General features: G+C 66.7%; 16 protein-coding genes. 8 read left to right on the forward strand and 8 right to left on the reverse strand.

Annotated elements, in window-relative coordinates; translation table 11 throughout:
- Positions 1–111: 111 nt before the first annotated feature.
- The 5 genes from ACQP1T_RS36755 to ACQP1T_RS36775 form a co-directional block, all read right to left on the reverse strand.
- A complete protein-coding gene (locus ACQP1T_RS36755) occupies positions 112–1,299 on the reverse strand; it encodes an acetyl-CoA C-acetyltransferase (protein ID WP_433757558.1) in 1,188 nt (395 codons plus the stop codon).
- Positions 1,300–1,394: 95 nt separating this feature from the next.
- Positions 1,395–2,000, reverse strand: coding sequence for a TetR/AcrR family transcriptional regulator (locus tag ACQP1T_RS36760; RefSeq protein WP_062993697.1), 606 nt, complete (start codon positions 1,998–2,000; stop codon positions 1,395–1,397).
- Between the two features lie 49 nt (positions 2,001–2,049).
- Complete coding sequence (locus tag ACQP1T_RS36765; RefSeq protein ID WP_433757559.1) at positions 2,050–2,778, reverse strand: hypothetical protein; 729 nt, start codon at positions 2,776–2,778, stop codon at positions 2,050–2,052.
- Positions 2,779–2,931: 153 nt separating this feature from the next.
- The gene (locus ACQP1T_RS36770) at positions 2,932–3,729 is read right to left on the reverse strand and encodes an SDR family oxidoreductase (protein WP_433757560.1); all 798 of its coding nucleotides are present in this window, start codon (positions 3,727–3,729) and stop codon (positions 2,932–2,934) included.
- A complete protein-coding gene (locus ACQP1T_RS36775) occupies positions 3,726–4,916 on the reverse strand; it encodes an acyl-CoA dehydrogenase family protein (RefSeq protein WP_433757561.1) in 1,191 nt (396 codons plus the stop codon). Before ACQP1T_RS36775 ends, ACQP1T_RS36770 begins: the two co-directional genes overlap by 4 nt.
- Positions 4,917–5,013: 97 nt before the next feature.
- Between ACQP1T_RS36775 and ACQP1T_RS36780 the strand changes: the two genes are divergently transcribed.
- The 7 genes from ACQP1T_RS36780 to ACQP1T_RS36810 all read left to right on the forward strand — a co-directional run bounded on the left by ACQP1T_RS36780 (position 5,014) and on the right by ACQP1T_RS36810 (position 12,070).
- On the forward strand, positions 5,014–6,561 hold the full coding sequence (locus ACQP1T_RS36780; protein ID WP_433757562.1) for a FadD3 family acyl-CoA ligase: 1,548 nt from the start codon (positions 5,014–5,016) through the stop codon (positions 6,559–6,561).
- Positions 6,561–7,451: an enoyl-CoA hydratase gene (locus ACQP1T_RS36785; RefSeq protein ID WP_433757563.1), complete on the forward strand. Its 891-nt coding sequence runs from the start codon at positions 6,561–6,563 to the stop codon at positions 7,449–7,451. The genes ACQP1T_RS36780 and ACQP1T_RS36785 overlap by 1 nt, the downstream gene beginning before the upstream one ends.
- Positions 7,451–8,593, forward strand: a complete 1,143-nt coding sequence (locus ACQP1T_RS36790) for an acyl-CoA dehydrogenase family protein (protein WP_433757564.1) — start codon at positions 7,451–7,453, stop codon at positions 8,591–8,593. The genes ACQP1T_RS36785 and ACQP1T_RS36790 overlap by 1 nt, the downstream gene beginning before the upstream one ends.
- Positions 8,590–9,621: an acyl-CoA dehydrogenase family protein gene (locus ACQP1T_RS36795; RefSeq protein ID WP_433757565.1), complete on the forward strand. Its 1,032-nt coding sequence runs from the start codon at positions 8,590–8,592 to the stop codon at positions 9,619–9,621. The genes ACQP1T_RS36790 and ACQP1T_RS36795 overlap by 4 nt, the downstream gene beginning before the upstream one ends.
- A gap of 20 nt (positions 9,622–9,641) precedes the next feature.
- The gene (locus ACQP1T_RS36800) at positions 9,642–10,718 is read left to right on the forward strand and encodes an acyl-CoA dehydrogenase family protein (RefSeq protein WP_433762507.1); all 1,077 of its coding nucleotides are present in this window, start codon (positions 9,642–9,644) and stop codon (positions 10,716–10,718) included.
- A gap of 72 nt (positions 10,719–10,790) precedes the next feature.
- Entirely contained in the window at positions 10,791–11,255 is a 465-nt protein-coding gene (locus tag ACQP1T_RS36805) for a MarR family winged helix-turn-helix transcriptional regulator (RefSeq protein ID WP_433757566.1), read from the forward strand.
- Between the two features lie 62 nt (positions 11,256–11,317).
- Positions 11,318–12,070: a DUF427 domain-containing protein gene (locus ACQP1T_RS36810; RefSeq protein WP_433757567.1), complete on the forward strand. Its 753-nt coding sequence runs from the start codon at positions 11,318–11,320 to the stop codon at positions 12,068–12,070.
- 14 nt (positions 12,071–12,084) lie between these two features.
- Here ACQP1T_RS36810 and ACQP1T_RS36815 read toward each other — a convergent pair whose 3' ends face one another.
- Together ACQP1T_RS36815 and ACQP1T_RS36820 are read right to left on the reverse strand one after the other, a co-directional pair.
- Entirely contained in the window at positions 12,085–12,279 is a 195-nt protein-coding gene (locus ACQP1T_RS36815) for a DUF433 domain-containing protein (RefSeq protein WP_433757568.1), read from the reverse strand.
- Positions 12,280–12,356: 77 nt separating this feature from the next.
- Complete coding sequence (locus tag ACQP1T_RS36820; RefSeq protein WP_433757569.1) at positions 12,357–13,277, reverse strand: AraC family transcriptional regulator; 921 nt, start codon at positions 13,275–13,277, stop codon at positions 12,357–12,359.
- A gap of 96 nt (positions 13,278–13,373) precedes the next feature.
- Between ACQP1T_RS36820 and ACQP1T_RS36825 the strand changes: the two genes are divergently transcribed.
- A complete protein-coding gene (locus ACQP1T_RS36825; RefSeq protein WP_433757570.1) occupies positions 13,374–14,408 on the forward strand; it encodes a saccharopine dehydrogenase NADP-binding domain-containing protein in 1,035 nt (344 codons plus the stop codon).
- Between the two features lie 15 nt (positions 14,409–14,423).
- On the opposite strand, the gene ACQP1T_RS36830 is transcribed toward ACQP1T_RS36825, so the two are convergent.
- Entirely contained in the window at positions 14,424–17,036 is a 2,613-nt protein-coding gene (locus ACQP1T_RS36830; protein WP_433757571.1) for a LuxR C-terminal-related transcriptional regulator, read from the reverse strand.
- Positions 17,037–17,083: the final 47 nt, after the last annotated feature.

A 17,083-nucleotide genomic window follows, 5' to 3' on the forward strand; every position in this document is an offset into this window, starting at 1 on the left:
TCGCCGTGCACCGGCTGTGGTTGCGTTCTCGAGATTTCCTTTGCCGAGGGTAGTCAAATGGGGGTTGTGGCGGGTATTGCCAGCCGCCATTTGACTACCCTCGGTGGGCTGCTAGGTGAGGCGTTCGATGATGGTGGCGTTGGCGGTGCCGCCACCTTCGCAGATGGTGAGCAGACCGTAGCGGCCGTCGCGGCGTTCCAGTTCATTGAGCAGGGTGGCGAAAAGCTTTGCGCCGGTGGCGCCGAGCGGGTGCCCGAGGGCGATCGCGCCGCCGTTGACGTTCACCTTCTCCGGATCGGCGCCGGTCTCCCGCAGCCAGGCGAGCACGACCGGGGCGAAGGCCTCGTTGATCTCGACGACATCGATGTCTTCGATGGTCAGACCGGACTTCTCCAGTGCCCACTTGGTGGCCGGAATCGGACCGGTGAGCATCATGATCGGGTCGGCGCCTCGGGCGCTCACGTGGTGGATGCGGGCGCGTGGGCGCAATCCATATTCCGCGACCGCCCATTCGGAGGCGAGCAGGGTCGCGCTCGCGCCGTCGGAAATCTGGCTGGCGACCGCTGCGGTCAGTGTGCCGCCCTCGGCGAGCACCGGCAGCGACGCCATCTTCTCCAGCGAGGTCTCGCGCGGGCACTGGTCGATCCAGAATTCGCCGACCGGCACGATCTCACGGTCGAAGCGGCCGTTCTTGATGGCATCGCGGGCACGCTCATGGCTGCGTAATGCCCAGCGCTCCATCTCTTCTCGGCCGATATTCCACTTATCGGCGATCATCTGCGCCCCGTTGAACTGCGAAACCTCGCCGGTGCCATAGCGATGGTCCCAGCCCTGCGCACCGACGAACGGCGAGTCGAAGCCATATTCCTTACCCGCCAACATCGCCGCCGAGATCGGGATGGCGCTCATGTTCTGCACACCGCCCGCGACGATCACTTCCGCGGTGCCGCTCATAATGGCCTGCGCGCCGAAATTGATGGCCTGCTGGGAAGATCCGCACTGCCGGTCGACGGTGACACCCGGAACTTCCTCCGGATAACCGGCGGTCAGCCACATGGTGCGACCGATATTGCCGGCCTGCGGACCGATATTGTCGACGCAGCCGACGATCACATCGTCGACCATTGCCGGATCGATCGGGTTGCGGTCCAACAGCCCACGCAGTGCCGCCGCGCCGAGATCGGCCGGATGCACCGCGGCCAGCGCGCCATTGCGCTTGCCGACCGGCGTGCGCACCGCGTCGATCACATAGGCATCCCGCAGCGGAGCGTACGGGCGGCGAGCGGATGGTGCTGACATCTGGAAACTCCTACTTGGTGTTGCCCGGCGGGAGCGACGGGCCCGGAGGCGGCAGTTCGGGTAACCACGGAGGGCCCGGCGACCGCCGAAATCGACTACGGCACGGTCAGGCCGTCCAGCACGATGGTCAGGTACTGCTTGGCGAGGTTCTCGACGGTGATCGAGCCGCCGGGCTCGTACCACCGCACCGCAACCCAAACCGTGTCCCGGAGGAATCGGTAGGCCAATTCGACGTCGAGTTCCGGCCGAAAGCTGCCGTCCTCGACGCCATTGATCAATACCCGGTGCCACAGCTCGCGGAATTCGCGGTTGTAGTCCGCGATATAGGTGAACCGCTCCGCATCGCGCAGGCGCTTGGCCTCGGCCTGATAGATCGCCACCGCGGCGTGTGAGCGGTCGAAGGATTCGTAGGACGCGATCACCAAGGCTTCCAAGGTATCTCGCGAGCTGAGCCCGGCGGCCACGATCTCCCGATACCGCCCGAACAGATCATCGAGGAAGCCGCGCAGAATCTCGTCGACCATCGACTCCTTGGAATCGAAGTGGTGATAGAGGCTCCCCGATAGAATCCCGGCCGCGTCGGCGATATCACGCACGGTGGTCGCACGCAGTCCACGCTCGGCGAACAGTTGGGCCGCCAGTGCGAGCAATTCATTGCGCCGTGCTGATTTCGAGGCGTCTGGTGCGGTCACACGGCTCATAATACAACCAAGCATTTGCTTGGGCTAGGGCGGCTGGTCCGCCGAGGCATCAGCGCATCGAATACCGCAGCGGTGAGGACACCGACAAGTCCGCAAGCAGTCGGTCGCAGATCACGACCGGGGAAATGCCTGCGCGCGCCATCCGGGCGACCAGCGCGAGTCGGCGTTCACAGCTGTCCCATTCGACGGTCAGCGGGCCGCGGTCCGGGCCCGCGTCGACGGTGGCCAACACGCGTGGCGGACCGAAGGGGACCGGCTCCTCGATGAGTTTGAGGATCATGCCGCGCTGCCACGCGCGATAGGTATCCATATCCGCGCCGACGACGAGCTTGTCCGTGGCGGCGCACAGGCCCTGGGCGATCTCGTCGGCCAATGCCGCACGATCGAAGCGGAACTTGCGGCACTTGTGAATGACGTCGAGCAGATCCGCTCGCACCTCACACAACAGCTCCGTCTGCCGCTGCCGTCTGCGGTCCTGTTCGGATCCGAGCGATGCGGCACCGAGCCCGATGCGGCAGGCGCGTTCGTAATCGCGTGCCATATCGGCACGCAACGCACCACGCGGATCGCGGGCTACCTCGGATTCGTCGATCGCGTATTGCTCGAGAATCTGAGCGGCCCGGGTCGCGGTCGCGCGCTCGGAGGTGTGGTCCATGAGTTCGGCACCGACGGTGAGTGCCGCGAGCACCATGCTGTCCAGCCGTCGCCTGGCCAGCACGACTTCGCGTACCAATTCGAGTTCCAGTTGTTCGCGGGCCTGTGGGCGATCCAGCCCCATAGCCATCGCCCCTTAGGGGAGTGCGGGATTCGGCCACTCCCAGCATTGCACACCAAGATGCCCTGCGTCCCGCCCTTTTTACCTGATCAGGCAGCGTTTGATCGACAGCGCCTGCGGCGCTGCGTGTTCGCGGCCGCCTAACGACGTTGTCGGTCAGGCGCGCTGGCTGCTTACCGACACCACCTCGCCGGTGAGGTAGGTGGTGTAGTCGCTGGCCAGCATGGCGATGGTGGCGGCGACTTCCCAGGGTTCGGCGGCGCGGCCGAAGGCTTCGCGTTCGGAGAGGCGGTCGAGCAGTTCGGTCGAGCTGACCTTGTCCAGGAAGGCGTGCCTGGCGATGCTCGGGGCGACGGCATTGATCCGGACGCCGAGTTCGGCGGCCTCGACGGCGCTGCAGCGGGTCAGGGCCATGACACCGGCCTTGGCGGCGGCATAGTGGGCCTGGCCGTACTGTGCGCGCCAGCCGAGCACGCTGGCGTTATTGACGATGACACCGCCGTGGCCCGCATCGCGGAAGTAGTTGAGGGCGGCGCGGGTGCAACGGAAGGTGCCGTTGAGCGTGATATCCAGGACGCGGTCCCATTGTTCGTCGGTCATATCGACGACCGGGGTCTCACCGCCGAGTCCGGCATTGTTGACCATGATGTCGATGCGGCCCAAAGCGGTCGCGGCGCCGCGGATCAGCTCGTTGACCTGTTCGGTGCTCTGCACATCGCAGGCGATCGAGGCGACCCGGCGCTCCGGGAATTCGGCCTTCAGCTCGACCTCCGTTTCGGCGAGACGTCGCTCGTGCCAGTCGGATACGACCACATCGGCGCCCTCGGCGAGCAGCCTGCGCGCGGTGGCCGAGCCGATGCCGGTGCCCGCCGCTGCGGTGATCACGGCATTGCGTCCGGTCAGCAGGCCGTGCCCCGGAATAGGCTGCGGCGCAACCGAAAGCGGTCCGTTCATGGGCGAGCCTCCCGCGGCAGGCCGAGCACCCGCTCGGAGATGATATTGCGCTGCACTTCGTTCGAACCTCCGTAGATCGTGTCGGCGCGGGTGAACAGATACAGCCGCTGCCATTCGTTGAGATCGTGCTCGTCGGCGACCAGACCGGCGGGGCCGAGCACGGCCATGGCCAATTCGCCGAGGCCGCGATGCCAATTAGCCCACAGCAGCTTCGAAACCGAGGCTTGGCCGCCGTCGTCGGCGGTGCTGTCCTGCATGGTGCGCAGCGCGTGGGCGCGCAGGACGCGCAGGCCGACCCATGCCTTATCGATGCGATCGGCGATCAACGGATCGTCGGCCGCGCCGGTGCGGCGGGCCAATGCCTCGATATCGGCCAGTTCGCGGGCGAATCGGATCTGCTGGCCGAGGGTGGAGATGCCGCGCTCGAAGGTGAGCGTGCCCATGGCGATGCGCCAACCGTCACCGGGTTCGCCGACGACCAGGTCCGCCGCGGTGCGGGCATCGTCGAAGAAGACCTCGTTGAATTCCGAGGTGCCGGTCAGCTGGATGATCGGGCGGACCTCGATACCCGGCTGATGCATCGGAACCAGCAGGTAGGAAAGGCCCTTGTGCCGGGTCGAACCCTTTTCGGTGCGCGCGACCACGAAGCACCAGTCGGCCACGTGGGCCAGCGAGGTCCAGATCTTCTGGCCGTTGATCGACCATTCGTCGCCGTCGAGCTGGGCGCTGGTGGTGATGGCGGCCAGATCCGAGCCCGCGCCGGGTTCGGAATAGCCCTGGCACCACAGCTCGGTGACATTCCGCACGCCCGGCAGGAAGCGCTCTTTCTGCGCCTGGGTACCGAATGCCAATATCGTCGGACCGAGCAGTTCCTCGCCGACATGGGAAACCCGCGCGGGCGCATTCGCTTTGGCGTACTCCTCGTGGAAGATCACCTGCTGGCGCACCGAGGCCTCGCGCCCACCCCATTCCTTGGGCCAGCCGAGGCAGGTCCATCCGGCGGCGGCCAGATGCCGGTCCCAGGCGAGGCGTTCCTCGAAGGCCTCGTGCTCGCGGCCGGGCCCGCCGAGTCCGCGCAACGCACGGAACTCGCCGTCGAGGTTCTCGGCCAACCACTCGCGCACTTCTGCGGAAAACCGCGCGTCCTGTGCCGCGGTGTCGGAATCTGAGGTCTGGATCGCAACCACGCCGGTAGGATAACCTACCAAGCACTTGCTTTGTTAGAGCCGGACCGCTTTTATCGAGCAAAGGCAGCAAAAGACCCCGCCGACGGTGAGGACAACCGTGACAACCCCTGCACAAACGACACCCATGGCACTGCACGATGCCGCGCGCACCTTCGGCACCGCGCCCGCCCTCGGCGACGGCGAGGTGCGGCTGGACTGGGCGCAGTTGCTGGCGGCGGTGCAGGAGGTGGCGCGGGCGCTGATGGCGCGCGGCGTGCAGTCGGGTGATCGGGTCGCCATGTGGGCGCCGAATACCTATCACTGGGTGATCGCCGCACTGGCCGCCCACTATGCGGGCGCGGCCCTGGTGCCGTTGAATACCCGCTACGTCGCGGATGAGGCAGCCGATGTATTGGAGCGCGTCGAAGCCAAGGCGCTGTTCATTGCCGGGACCTTCCTCGGCCGGGACCGGCTGGCCGAATTGCGCGCCGCCGCACCGGAATTGCGCATCGAGACCGTGGTCGTCATTCCGGTCGAGTCGGATACCGCCGATCCCACCGCGCTGAACTGGTCGCAGCTGGCGGCAATAGCCGAAGCCGTCCCGGTGGCCGAAGCCGTGCGGCGCGCCGAAGCCGTTGACCCCGAGGATATTTCCGACATCCTGTTCACCTCCGGCACCACCGGACGCAGCAAGGGAACTCTGGTCGCGCATCGGCAGGCGCTATCGGTGGTGCGGGCCTGGGCCGAATGCAGCACCCTCACCAGCTCCGATCGCTATTTGGTGGTGAGCCCGTTCTTCCACAACTTCGGCTACAAGGCGGGCATTCTCGCGTGCCTGGTGACCGGCGCGACGATCATCCCGCAGGCCACCTTCGATGTGCCGGTGACCATGCGACTGGTCGGCGAAGAGAAGATCACGGTACTTCCCGGCCCGCCGACCATCTACCAGACGATCCTGGACTTCCCGGACCGGGACGACTACGACCTGAGCACCCTGCGGGTCGCCGTCACCGGCGCCGCGACCGTACCGGTGGTGCTGGTCGAGCGCATGCGTTCGGAACTCGACTTCGATGTCGTCATCACCGGCTATGGACTGTCCGAGGCCGCCGGATTCGGCACCATGTGTCGCGCGGACGACGATGCCGCGACGATCGCGGGCACCTGCGGCCGACCGATCGCCGATTTCGAACTGCGGCTGAACGAGCAGGGCGAGGTGCTGCTGCGCGGCCCGAATGTCATGCTCGGCTACCTCAACGATCCGGAAAGCACCGCCGAAACCATCGATACCGAGGGCTGGCTGCACACCGGCGATATCGGCACGATCGACGAGCGCGGCTATCTGAAGATCACCGATCGACTCAAGGATATGTACATCTCCGGCGGATTCAATGTGTATCCGGCGGAGGTGGAGCAGGCGCTGGCCCGGCTCGACGGGGTGGCCGAATCCGCGGTCATCGGGGTGCCGGATACCCGAATGGGCGAGGTGGGCAAGGCATTCGTGGTGCGCAAGCCCGGCGCGGCGCTCACCGAGGAACAGGTGCGCGCCCATGCGAGCACGGTGCTGGCGAATTTCAAGGTGCCGCGGTTCATCGAATTCCGGGACCAATTGCCCTACAGCGCGGCCGGGAAAGTGCTGAAACGTGAACTACGCGAGGAGAAGTCGTAATGTCCGAGATCCCCTATGAGCCGGACGTCGTCACGTATGAACGGCGCGGGCGGGTCGCCATCGTGACGCTCAACCGGCCCGACTACCGCAATGCGCAGAATTCGGTGATGACCTACGCCATCGACGCCGCCTTCGAGCGCGCGGTCGAGGATCCCGAGGTGGGCGTAATCGTCTTGGCGGGCAATGGAAAACACTTCAGTGCCGGGCACGATATCGGCACCCCCGGCCGCGATCACCATGTGCGCTACCAGAACAAGGCCGCGCTCTGGTGGGATCATGTCGACAAGGTCGGCGGCGATCAGCGTTTCGCGCGCGAGCTCGAGGTATATCTCGGCATGTGCCGCCGCTGGCGCGAAATTCCGAAGCCGACCATCGCCATGGTGCAGGGGGCCTGCATCGCGGGCGGGCTCATGCTGGCCTGGGTCTGCGATCTGATCATCGCCGCCGATGACGCCTTCTTCTCCGATCCCGTGGTGCGCATGGGTATTCCGGGTGTGGAGTATTTCGCACATCCGTGGGTAATGGGTCCGCGCGCGGCCAAGGAGTTCCTGTTCACCGGTGACCGCTTCGATGCGGCGAAGGCCAAGGAATGGGGCATGGTCAATCGCGTCGTACCGCGCGACCAGCTCGAGACCGTAACCATGACACTGGCCGAAAAGATCGCCACCATGCCGCAATTCGGGCTCGCGCTGACCAAGAAGGCGGTCAACCAGGCCGAGGATCTGATGGGCATGCGAGCGGGCATGGATTCGGTATTCGGCCTGCACCATTTCGCACATGCGCACAATGCCGAGGTCGGCGTGGATTCGCTCGGCGGTATGAACGCCAAGTCGATGAAGGCCGATGCGACGACCGCGGCCTCGACGTCCGAGCAGAACGGGACAACGTAGTGGATCTGGATCTCGATCAGGCGACACAGGAATTCCAGCGCGAAGTTCGCGAATTCCTGGCCGCCAACAAACCCGCGAAACCGCTGCCTTCGATGGATACCCAGGCCGGTTTCGAGGCGCATCGCGAATGGGAGCGCACGCTAGCCGAGGCACGCCTTTCGGTCGTCGCCTGGCCGCGGGAGTACGGCGGGCGCGATGCCTCACTGCTGGAGTGGGTGCTCTTCGAGCAGGAGTACTACGCCGCGGCCGCGCCTGGGCGGGTCAGCCAGAACGGCATATTCCTGCTGGCACCAACGCTTTTCGAGCACGGAACGCCGGAGCAGCTGGAACGGATCATGCCGCGGATGGCGCGCGGGGACGATATCTGGGCGCAGGCCTGGTCCGAGCCGGAGGCGGGCAGCGATCTGGCCGGTATCCGCTCGACCGCGCGGCGCACCACCGGCGGCTGGCTCTTGAGCGGCCAGAAGACCTGGAGTTCGCGAGCATCGTTCGCGGACTGGGCATTCGGACTTTTCCGCAGCGACCCCGAGGCCGAACGACACCGTGGACTCACCTACGTGATGTTCCCACTGTCCGCGGATGGTGTTTCGGTGCGGCCGATTCCACAGTTGGACGGTGAGCCGGGATTCGCGGAAATCTTCCTCGATGATGTCTTCGTGCCGGATCGCGATGTGATCGGCGCGCCCGGCGAGGGCTGGCGGGTCGCGATGAGCACGTCGAGCAATGAGCGCGGACTGTCGCTGCGGTCTCCCGGCCGCTTCAGCGCCACCGCGCAGCGGCTCATCGATCTCTGGCTCGACACCGGCGACCGCACCAATACCGCGCAGCGGGATGCGGTGGTGGACGCCTGGATCGGCAGCGAGGCCTATCGGCTGCATACCTTCGGCACGGTCACCCGGTTGAACGAGGGTGGCAAGCTGGGCGCGGAATCCTCGATCACCAAGGTGTTCTGGTCCGAACTGGATATCGCCATGCACGAGACCGCGCTGGAGGTGCTCGGCGGTGCGGGCGAGCGCTCCGGGCCGTGGACCGACGGATATCTGTTCTCGCTGTCCGGCCCGATCTACGCCGGTACCAATGAGATTCAGCGCAATATCATCGCCGAGCGGCTGCTCGGACTACCGAGAGGGAGCAGCCGATGAGATTCGCGCTCAGCCCGGAACAACTCGACTTCGGCACCAGCCTGCGCAAGCTGCTCGACGCCGGACGGACTCCCGCCTCCGTACGCAACTGGGCCGCGGGCGATCCACGGCCCGGCCGCGCACTCATTCGGCAGCTGGCCGGTGCGGGTGCGCTCGGTCTCGCCATCGACGAGCGGCACGGCGGTGTCGGCGCGGAGCCGATCGATCTGGTCGTCGCATTCCAGGAGATCGGCCGGGCCGCCGCGCCGGGACCGCTGGTCGAGACGGCGGCCGCGATACCCGCACTGCTGCAAGCCCTTCCGGATACCGAATTGGCCGAACGCTGGCTGCCCGGGTTCGCGGAGGGAGCTGCGCTCGGGACATTGGCATTTAGTTCACCCGATCACGGCACTGTCGCGTTGGATGCGGATACCGCCGAAGTGGTGCTGATCGCCGACGGCAATCGGCTCAGCACCGGGCATCGCGCGGGGCTGGTGCGCTCGGTCGATCCGGCGCGGCGACTGTTCGTCGTCGAATCCGATGCCGTGGTCGCCGAGGGCGAGCAGGTACTCGAGGCCATCGCGGCCGCCTTCGACGCCGGTGCGCTGGCCAATGCGGCGCAGCTGCTCGGTGCGGGACGGGCGCTATTGGCGGCCGCTACCGAATATGCCAAGCAGCGCAAACAGTTCGGTAAACCGATCGGCGAATTCCAGGCGGTCAAGCAGAAGTTGGCCGATGTGCTGATCGGGCTGGACCTGGCCGAGCCGCTGCTCTACCGGGCGGCATTGACGATGGGTGAAACCACGCGCAGCCGGGACGTTTCGGCCGCGGTCATCGCCTGCGGTGATGCGGCCTATCGGGCCGCTCGGGCGGCGCTGCAGGTGCACGGTGCGATCGGGTACACCGCCGAATACGACCTGTCGCTGTGGTTGACCAGGGTGACCGCGCTGCGATCGGCCTGGGGCACACCGGATCTGCATCGTTCCCGGATTGCCCGCGCACTGCGCGATGAAGCTGTTCGGGATCGGGCACTGCGAGGTATCAAATGACTGCATCGCGTGGCGATTCGATGGGGGGCGGTCGGGCGACGGGTGGGCCGAGCACCGAACATCAGGAATTCATCGCCTCGGTCCGGGCACTGCTCACCAAACACGCCGGATCCGCCGCGGTGCGCGCGGCAATGGATACCGAACTCGGCTATGACGAGACGCTGTGGCGGCTGCTGTGCGAGCAGGTCGGTGTCGCGGCGCTGGCGATTCCGGAGGAATACGGCGGGTTCGGTGCAAGCCTGGTCGAATCCCTGCTGGTGGTAGCCGAATTGGGGCGCACGCTGGCGGGGGTGCCGATGCTGGGTTCGGCGGTACTCGGTACGCAGGCGGTGCTGTTGTCCGGTGACAGCGAGGCGTGTGAGCGGCTGCTGCCCGAGGTCGCCGAAGGTACCCGCACGATCGCGGTGTGCTGGGCGGGTACCGGTGGCTGGGACGAGCCGGGTGTCCATTCCGAAGACGGAACACTTTCCGGCACAGCGCATTACGTGCTGGATGGGTTGCCTGCCGACACTCTTGTCGTGGTGACTTCGGACGGGCTGTTCGAGGTCGAGTCGGGTGCCGCGGGGGTGACTCGTCGCGCTGTCGCGACCATGGATCCCACCCGCAAGCTCGCCGAAATCTCATTCGCGGCGGTTCCGGCGCGACGGCTCGGTTCGGCGGATCCGGCGCTCATCGCCCGCCTGCGCGAAATCGCCTGGGCCGCAGTGGCTGCCGAGCAGGTCGGCGCCGCGCGACGGTGCTTGGAGATGACGGTCGAGTACGCCAAGTCCCGGGTGCAGTTCGGTCGGCCGATCGGCAGTTTCCAGGCGCTCAAGCACCGTATGGCGGATATGTATGTGCTGGTGGAGTCGGCCGAATCCGCATCGTATGCGGCGACGGTCGCCGTGGCGGAGCGGAGCCCATCCGCCGCGGAGGATGTCTGGGCGGCGCGGACGCACTGTTCGGAGGCGTTCACGACCATCGCGGCCGAGATGGTGCAGTTGCACGGCGGCATCGCCATCACCTGGGAACACGACGCGCATTTGTTCTTCAAGCGCGCACACGGTGATGCGCAGTTGTTCGGACGACCGCACCGGCCGCTCCCACAACCCGCCTGACCCGCGCGTCGTCGTTTGGGCAGGTCCGCGCGCACCCTGGCCATAGATAGTTAGCGTATGTAATAATATTGTGTGCAGCAGGCTCAGGCGGCGACAGCAGATGACATCGTGGTCAACCTCCTCGTCACCGCTGGGCGGCTGACCCGGCTGGCCGGGGTGATCAGCGGCGATGATCTGCCGCGAGCCGTGATGCGCGCACTCGCCGTGCTCGACGAACACGGCGCGGTGCGCGTCAGCGAATTCGCTCGCATCGATCGATGTTCACAGCCGGCGGCAACGGCGCTGATCGGCAAGCTCGTCGCGGATGGATACGCCTCCCGGCGCAAGGATCCGGATGATTCCCGGGCCGTCGTCGTCGAGCTCACCCCGGCCGGCCGCACCCGCTTGACGCGGGCCCGTGGCGCCTTCGGCGAGGCGATGGCGGCGGGGCTGGCCGGTTTCGATATCGAACGGTTGGCCCGGATGGAAAGCGATATGCGGGAACTGCTGGACGCACTGAAGAAGTCGGTGCCGCGGCAGCTGCCCACGTCGCGATAGCCGATTCCGCTGGTCGCATCGCGCTCCGGCGTACGGTCGGGCGGGGAGTACGGTCGGAGAGTATGACCGATGAGAAGCGTGGCCGAGTCAAGGTAGCGACCAGCCAGAAGCGAGTCCGGGTCTACCTCGGCGGTCAGTTGGTCGCCGATACCGTCCGAGCGGTCCTGGTCTGGGAGAGCCCGCACTACCCGACCTACTATCTGCCCGTCGCGGATCTGCACGCGAAACTCGAGCCGAACGGCACCAGCGCGAAATCCCCGAGCCGCGGCACCGCGACCGGATACGACGTGGTCGTCGACGGCGCCACCGCGTCCGGCGCCGCGGTGCGCTATCACGACTCCCCGTTCACCGAACTGAACGAGCTGGTGCGGCTGGACTGGAACGCCATGGACGAATGGTTCGAGGAGGATGAGCCGGTCTACGTCCATCCGCGCGATCCGTTTACCCGCGTCGACATCCTCGCCAGCTCGCGCCACATCCGCGTGGAAATCGACGGCACCACCGTCGCCGACTCGCACTCCCCCCGCATCCTCTTCGAAACCGGCCTTCCCGCAAGGTATTACCTCCCGCTGACCGATGTGCGCCAAGACCTACTGAAGCCGTCGGACACGCACACCAGCTGCCCCTACAAGGGAACCGCCGACTACTGGACCGTCCACATCGACGGCAAGGAGTACCCGGACATCGTCTGGGGCTACCGCACCCCGCTCCCGGAAAGCCAGAAGATCGCGGGCCTGGCCTGCTTCTACAACGAGAAGGTCGATATCTACCTCGACGGCGAACTCCAAGACCGTCCGAAAACGCCGTTCAGCTGACCGCCTGCCCGGCGTCAGACCGCGACGTATTCGAGCTCCGCGAGCATGTCCTCGATCTCCAGATCCGGGTAGTCGGCCAGGACTTCATCGATACTCATGCCCGCTGCCAGGAGTTCCAGCAACATCTCGACGGGGTACCGCAAGCCGCGCACCACGGATTTACCGTCGCAAATTTCGGGGCTCGAAGTGATGCGGCCGAGGAGCGACATCGTTCTAATCTAGTTTGCCGCGTCAGCTGGCGACGATCTACCACGGCGGATCGCGGGCGGGCTCGGGTGAGCGGCGATCAGACCGCGATCAGTGGCGGCTGGTCGTCGGCGCGGCGGTATTGGCCTGGGGCTTGGCCGTATTCGCGTTTGAACGCCTTGGCGAAGGCGAATTCGGAGGTATAGCCGACCTTTCTGGCGATGGCGCCGAGGGGGCTGTCGGTGTCGCGGAGCAGGCAGGCGGCGGTGAGCATCCGCCAGCGGGTGACGTAGGCCAGGGGTGGTTCGCCGACGGTGGCGGTGAAGCGCCGGGCCAGGGTGGCTCGGGAGACGCCCGCGACATCGCTGAGATCGGGGACCGTCCAGGTCCGGGCGGGCGCCTCGTGTACGGCGCGCAGGGCGGCCGCGACCGCCGGATCCGCGAAGGCGCCCGCCCAACCGGTGGCGGGTTCGTCGGCGGCCTGCTCGTCGAACCAGGCGCGCAGGATGAACAGGAGCAGGGTCTCCAGGATGGCGGGGACCGCGGCATCGCTGCCCTGCTTCGGCTCGGCGACCTCGGCGGCGAGCAGGTCGACCGCGGCGCGCAGGGACGGGTGACGGCCGGGACGCGCTGGGAGGTGGATGAATTCGGGAAGTTCGTCGAGCAGCGGATGGCTGCGCTGCCTGCCGAGTTCGTATGCGCCGCAGAGCAGGGCCGTGCGAGCGCCGGGTCCGGTGATCTCGCGCGGCTCCCCCGGCCGCGCCTGCTCGGTTACCGGGCTGTCGAGGCGGTCGAGCAGATCGTGATCGGCGCCACGCGGCATGAACAGGACGTCGCCGACGCCGAGCGCGATGGGTTCGCCGCCGGTCGGCACCGCCCAGCACGAACCCTGCAGCACCACATGGAAACCCGCGCCGGGGACGACCGGATAGGCGCGGCCCCACGGTGCGTGCCGGATGAACAGGCCCGAGGTCGGATTGCCGGTGCGGATGGCGGCGATGGTTTCGCTGAGGATGTCCACCTGTTCACCATACCTCTCGCACTATGAGTGTTTCAGACATTATGCTGCGCTTGCCAAGCATTCATTTACTCATGTGATGTCCATAGTGTCTTACTCATGACAACGACGAAGATTGCCGTATACGGCGCGACCGGCCACACCGGCAGCTACCTGCTCACCGAATTGCACCGCCGCGGGATTTCGCCGATCCTGGTGGGCCGCAGCGCATCTCGGATGCGGGCCGCCGCGGAAGCGGCCGGGATACCGGATGCCGAGATCCGGGTCGCGGCACTCACCGATCACGACGCACTCGTCGCCGCCTTCACCGACGCGGACGCGGTCATCAGCAGCCTGTCCGCGTATGTGCACAATGGCGAGCCGGTCCTGGCGGCAGCCATCGCGGCCGGGGCGCATTACACGGATCTGTCCGGCGAACAGCTCTTCCTGAAGCGGGTCTTCGACGAGTACGGAGCGAAAGCCGAGGCCGCGGGCGTCACGGTGATTCCGGGCGTCACCGATAACAATGTCGCGGGCGACCTGCTCGCCCACCTGACCGCGCGCCGACTGACCGGACCGGTGGAGATCGTGCTCAGCCACCTCAGCAAAAGCGGCGGCAACGGTTCCAGGGGCAGCGCGAAAACGGTCTTCGCCAGCCTCGACTGGTTCCGCAGCGGCGGCTGGCACTTCCAGAACGGCGAACTCCGCACCGGAATCGCCGCCCGCCATGCCCAGATGACATTTCCCGGCCACACCGCGGCCACCGCCGTCGCGAAATTCCCACAGCCGCCGGTGATCACGATCCCCAGACATACCGATGTGTCGTATGTGGAAGGCGTCCTGGACACCGCCATCCTCGACCTCCTCGGCTCCTTCACCGAGGAGATCATCGAATCACTGCCCGACGAGCCGAGTTCCGACCTGCGCTACGACGTGGTGGTGGATGCCTATGACACCAACGGACATTCGGCTCGCGGCGTCGTCAGCGGTGTCGACTCCTACCGCGATTCGGCTTTGGAAGCGGTAGAAATCGCGGTCCGCCTGGCCGACGGAACCACCGAGCCCGGCACCTTGTCCGTAGCCGAAGCCTTCGACGCCGAAGAACTCCTCGATGCCCTCGCCCGCTTCGACATCACCTGGCGCATCAACAATTAACCCCCGCCCGTCCGCTCAGCTTGCTCCCCCGCCGGACGATTCCCCGCGCATCAGCGCGCCGAGGGACTCGCGGTCGGTGACGTCCATCTTGATGCAGGCGCGGTAGAGGTGGCCCTCGACCGTCCGGACGGAAACCGTGAGGCGATCGGCGATCTGACGGTTGGACAGCCCAGCCGCGACGAGATTCGCGATTTCACGTTCGCGCGAGGTCAGCGGCAAGGGCTGGGCCGCCTGACGCAGCGCCGGGGTGCTTGCGCCGCCGCAGGCCGCCGCGAGACGGTTTGCGGTGGCGGCGGATTCGAGCAGGCGACGGCGGTCACCGGCGCGTTCGTGGGCGGATGCGGCCTGGGCGGCGGCGTCGGCGGCCGAGAGCATGGCGCCGATGCGCTCGAATTCGGCTGCGGCCGTGTCGAGACCGGGTCCGTCGTGGGCGGCGAGTGCCACCGCGTGGCGGGCCTGGACCTGCACCAGGCTCCCGTCGACCCGGGCGGCCAGGTCGGCGAGTCGGCCCGCGACGGAATGGTCGCCGAAGCGGGCGGCCGTATGCAGTGCCATCGCCTCGATCGCGTGCTGATGTGCGCGCGCCGCCGCGTCGGCGGCACCCATGGCCAGTCGGATGGCGGGGGTGACGGTGCCCTCCGCGGCAGCCGCGCAGGCGCGCGCGAGCTCCAACTGCGGGTCGTAGACCGCACTGTGCCTGCCACCGCGAGCCGCCGCCTCGGCAATGGATTCGGCCGCCTCCGCGGGCCGCCCCAGGGCCGAATATGCCTCGGCCAGCCGGATTCTCGCCGGAATGTGCCAGGTGGCGGCACCCTCGGCGGTGAGCGCGGCCAATGCCTGTTCGAGATGTTCGATCCCGTCCGGGAAGCGGCCCTGCGCCACGTCGACGGTGCCCTGCAAGATCTTCGACATGCCCCACGCCAGGTACTGGCCCGGTGCCGAGTAGCCGAAATACCCTGTGGCGCGCCGGCGTGCGGCCTCGAGATCACCGGTGCAGATCAGCGCGAGCACCTCGGCATGGGTCGAGATGAACCGGTTGAGTCCGTCGATATGCGACTCCACCTGATGTCCGCGGGCCGCGTACTGCCGCGCCGCCTCGCCCCTACCCATCAGCGCCAGCGCCAAGCCGCCGCCGAAGGCCGCCCACCAAACCGCCCACGGCGGTGCGCCTTCGGTCTCCATCACCGCCTCGGCCCCGGAAAACGCGTCCTCGAGCAGATTTTCGTGAACCGCGCACGCCGCAGCCAAGCCCTCGAAGGTGGCCTTGATCTTCGGATGCCGCACCCTGCCGCGCAGCATCGCGAGTACCTCGTCGGCCCGATCGGCATCGCCCATGGCCCAGAACAGATTCGAGACCCGGGTACTGCCCCAGCGGCCCAGTTGCACCTCGTTCATCTGATCCGGATCGAAACTGGCCAGAGTGCGTTCGGCCTCGATCCGATGGCCCTGCCACAGCAGCGCCCGAGCCAGCAGATCCGCGGCCTCCACCCCGCCGCGACGTTCCACCGCGGCCCTGGCGAAGCGCTCACCGAGCGGCAAATTGGCCAGTCCGATCGCATCGGCGGCGGCCGCCTCGAAGAGTTCGAGATCGGCGGATTTATCACTGTCCAAAGCCAATTCGGCCAACCGGATGCGATCCGGCGCGGAATTGACCGGCCGTTCCTTGAGCGAGGAGTACAGCCGACCGCGCAGCCGCCGGGCCGACGCGATACCGAGCCTGCGCCGGATGACCTCGCCGAAGAGCGGATGGTTGTAACGCACGATCAACTGGTGGGTGTTCTGGACAACCCTGATGAGACCACGGGTTTCGGCGGCCTCAACGGCCTCCTCACCCGCCAGTTCGGAAAGCACGTCAAGATCGATGGGCTCGCAGAAGGTGAGCAGTTCGAGCACTCGCAGCACCGGCTCGGGCAGCTGCTCCACCCGATCCTCGAGCAGCGCAGCTAATTCCGAGGTCACCGCGGCCCGGCCGCGCAACTGCCAGACGCCGTTCACCTGCCGCAGCGAACCGGCCTCCAGCGCACCTTCCACCAAATGCCTGAGAAACAGGGCGTTTCCGCCGGAGGACTCCCACATCAGGTTGGCGGTGAAGCCTTCCAACTGGCCGCCGAGCATCGACTCCACCAGATCTACGCTCTGCTGCTCCGTGAACGGAGTGAGGTCGATACGCAGCAGATGGCCGTCCTTCCATAACGAGGTGACCGCGTCGGGCACCTGCACCCCGCTGCGCACGGTCGCGACGATATGCGCGGCCTTATCGATGGCCAGCTGCAACAGCAGTGTGGCCGAGAGCTGATCGAGCAGATGCGCGTCGTCGACACCGATGGTCGTGTGGCCGTCGACGAGCAGTGCCTCGCGCGCGGCGGACATGAATGTCACCGGATCGTGCGCCGTATAAGCGCCGACCATATGGGCGAATACGCCCAACGGGATGGTGCGGGCCGACTCCGTACCCGCCACCCACCGGACATTGCCGCCTACCGCGGCCGTCGCCTGTCTCGCCAGCGTCGTCTTTCCGACTCCGGCGTCGCCCGTCAATACCGCACCGACATATTCGGTTCCGGTGAGTGCCGCGCGGATCGCTTCGAACTCGGTCTCGCGCTCGATCATCGGCCAGTTCCGAGCCATAGCTCTTACTCTAGTTCGTCACCGATCATGATCGAGGACAACGAACC

Origin of the sequence: Nocardia sp. CA-135398, from assembly GCF_050955845.1 — a bacterium.
Lineage (GTDB): Bacteria > Actinomycetota > Actinomycetes > Mycobacteriales > Mycobacteriaceae > Nocardia.